This is a genomic window from Lacticaseibacillus sp. 866-1, from assembly GCF_016861825.1.
Lineage (GTDB): Bacteria > Bacillota > Bacilli > Lactobacillales > Lactobacillaceae > Lacticaseibacillus.
This window is the reverse complement of record NZ_BOLU01000055.1, coordinates 1-2,591: the sequence shown is the minus strand read 5'-3', so window position 1 is coordinate 2,591 and position 2,591 is coordinate 1. Positions and strand designations below refer to the sequence as shown.

3 protein-coding genes are annotated in these 2,591 nt (G+C 52.7%); 1 reads left to right on the top strand and 2 read right to left on the bottom strand.

What is annotated here, in order from left to right; all coding sequences use genetic code 11:
• Nucleotides 1-118: 118 nt before the first annotated feature.
• The gene (locus JUE30_RS11140; RefSeq protein WP_203624881.1) at nt 119-319 is read right to left on the bottom strand and encodes a type II toxin-antitoxin system RelB/DinJ family antitoxin; all 201 of its coding nucleotides are present in this window, start codon (nt 317-319) and stop codon (nt 119-121) included.
• Nucleotides 320-534: 215 nt separating this feature from the next.
• Nucleotides 535-1,944: a C69 family dipeptidase gene (locus JUE30_RS11135; RefSeq protein WP_203624880.1), complete on the bottom strand. Its 1,410-nt coding sequence runs from the start codon at nt 1,942-1,944 to the stop codon at nt 535-537.
• A 218-nt stretch (nt 1,945-2,162) separates the two neighbouring features.
• On the opposite strand from JUE30_RS11135, the gene JUE30_RS11130 reads away from it, so the two are divergent.
• On the top strand, nt 2,163-2,561 hold the full coding sequence (locus JUE30_RS11130) for a hypothetical protein (protein WP_203624879.1): 399 nt from the start codon (nt 2,163-2,165) through the stop codon (nt 2,559-2,561).
• Nucleotides 2,562-2,591 lie beyond the last annotated feature (30 nt).

The window sequence follows — 2,591 nt, the reverse complement described above, 5'->3', positions numbered from 1 at the left end:
TCGCTTTCGTGATGGTTTTTGTCGACTCAACCTTAGCATATAGGCGCACCCAATGGGTGAAACACCAAAGCAGCGCAGTCCCGTGTGAATCGTGGGATTACGCTGCTTTTTTGAAATTCTATGAATAATCCAGGAGGGTTTCACTTGGAAGAGTTGAGGGTCCAAAAGGCAGCTGATGCGCTCTGACCATGGCGGCGATAAACAAATTGACGGCAGTGTTTAGGTCAATCCCCAACTCTTTGGCAACTTTCTGACCAGCAGTCTTCAGTGCAGAGTCGATGCGGATGTTGAGCTGAACCTCTTTCTTTTTGGTGGCCATTTGCGAGTCCTCCATTCGTTATTTGGTCAGTTTCTGGCTTGCTAATTATACCAAGTTGTTGGTGATTCAGTGAGTGTGTCAAGCAATTTGGCATGAGGAAATACTTATCCGGCATAGTTGCACTGTGGTCAGGATTATGAATAGATGACGAAAAAAAGAAGGCCTGAACACTCGTGTTTTGAGTGTCCAGACCTTCTTTTGTGCATTTCTGACTTTTAGTCGTGCAACGTAAACTGCAGCTTCATCCGCGGGGCGGCGAGCTCGATCATCTGGCCCAGCAGCTTGTTGGAGTTGTTGAACGAGACGTCGGCGAGCTTGGCGTTGACCTCGGTGAGGTAAGCGGTGGTGTCCGGCTTGTCCAGTGCGACCTTGTCGGTTTCCAGCTGGATGTGACGGCATTCGCCCACCGTGTTTTGCTCGAAAATGTTCTCGAAGTCCTCAAACAGGTGGAAGTCGTAGTCGCCAAACGTCGCCAGCAGGTACGACAGCCAGTACTGACTGCCTTGCGTGTAGTGGGCGCCGGTGTTCTTGTACTGGGCCGGGGTGTCGTTGACGTTGGCATAAAATGGCACGACCGCGTTGAACGTGTTCGGGCCGTATGCCAGCCAGTGAATACCCGCGATTTCCTTTGGCACATCGTTGCGGATCTGCAGAATGTGCAGCTCCTGGTTGCGATTGATGCCGATTGGCCGGTACAGCTTCTTTTGACCCTCAGTGTTGGTGGTGCCGTAAGGGTCAAAGTCAGTGTTTTCGTAGTGGGAGCTCAGCACAAACTTGACGTCTTCGACGGAGATTTTCTTGTCCGTGCGGCAGATGAACGGCAGGTCCTGGTCGATTGGGCTCTGCTCGATTTCCGGGTTGAAGTACTTCTGGCCATACCAGGCACGCGGGTTGTTGTAGCGCGTGTCCTTGACGGTTGAGGAGCCGAAGATGTGGCGCAGGTTGTAGCCTTCAGGATCCGGGTTCAGGTGGTTGTCGTCGACGAGCTGCTTCAGGTCCGGCGCGCACAGGGTGTCGTCGGAGTCGAAGTCAAAATGGTCGATGTTGAAGCGGTTTGGTGCGATGACATACGCGTCGTCGGGGATGCGAACCGCGGCCCAGTGATGGCCCGCGATGCTGTCGAAGTACCAGCATTCGTCCTTGTCGGAGAAGCAGATACCGTTGGTTTCGTAGGTCCCGTACTGCTCGAGCAGCTTGCCCAGGCGCTGCACGCCTTCGCGGGCGCTGTGGATGTACGGCAGCACGATGGCGGTGATGTCTTCTTCGCCAAGGCCATCCGGATTCATCGGGTCAACGCCCAAAGCGCGGGAGTTGGTCGTGATGGTTTCGGTGGCGGTCATGGCCACGTTGTCGCTGTTGATGCCGGCGGCGGCCCAGATGCCGTGGCCGTCCACCGCGTCAGGGGTGGAGGTGTAGCCGAGCGGGTTGTCCGGCAGCTCGACGTGGAACTTGGAAAGCACAGCCTGGTAGTGGCGCGGCTGGTCTTCCGGTTTCACGTAAACGAACTTCTCGGGGTTCAGCGCCTCGGCGCCGTCCTCGTTGCGGGCGATCATGGTCGAGCCATCAATGCTGGCTTTCTTGCCGACCAGAATGGTCGTGCAGGAGCCTTTGTAGCGTTTCGTCAAAAGGATCATCTCTTTCTCAAAAGTTTGCCTCTTTATTGTAGGCTTTCGGTGGGGAAAATGCGAAAAGCCCGTGAAAGGTCTCTTGAAATGTTACAGTTCAATGACTTTGACGATTTGGCTCTTTACGACATAATGTGTCGCACCGATGAATATAATTAGCGTGTATCTCAATTATTTGGCCAAGGAGTTTAGTCTTTGGCTTTCAGGAGGCGGTATCAATGGGTGAAGAAGTTGCAGTGGCACATACGAATGCAGAGGTCCAGGCGATTTACCAGAAGGCGCAGCAGTTTGATCAAGCACGCGATTGGAATATTCCGAGTTATGCGTGGGATGTTGCACATATTAAGCAGCTTCAGCAAATGTCATTGGACAGTATCATTAATCATCTGCGCCAATTAATTGCCGCGAAGTTAGGGATGGAGGATCTTCAACGCCAACTTGAACAGCAGACCCGCAGTGAGACGGACCACTTCAATAGCGCCTTAGCTGAACAGAAGAAACAATTGAAACGTTACCCTGGATTATTCATAGAATTTCAAAAAAGCAGCGTAATCCCACGATTCACACGGGACTGCGCTGCTTTGGTGTTTCACCCATTGGGTGCGCCTATATGCTAAGGTTGAGTCGACAAAAACCATCACGAAAGC

Coding starts and splice junctions, on each gene's coding strand:
- JUE30_RS11140 (WP_203624881.1), bottom strand. CDS start 319: ATGGCCACCAAAAAGAAAGAGGTTCAGCTCAACATCCGCATCGACTCT.
- JUE30_RS11130 (WP_203624879.1), top strand. CDS start 2,163: ATGGGTGAAGAAGTTGCAGTGGCACATACGAATGCAGAGGTCCAGGCG.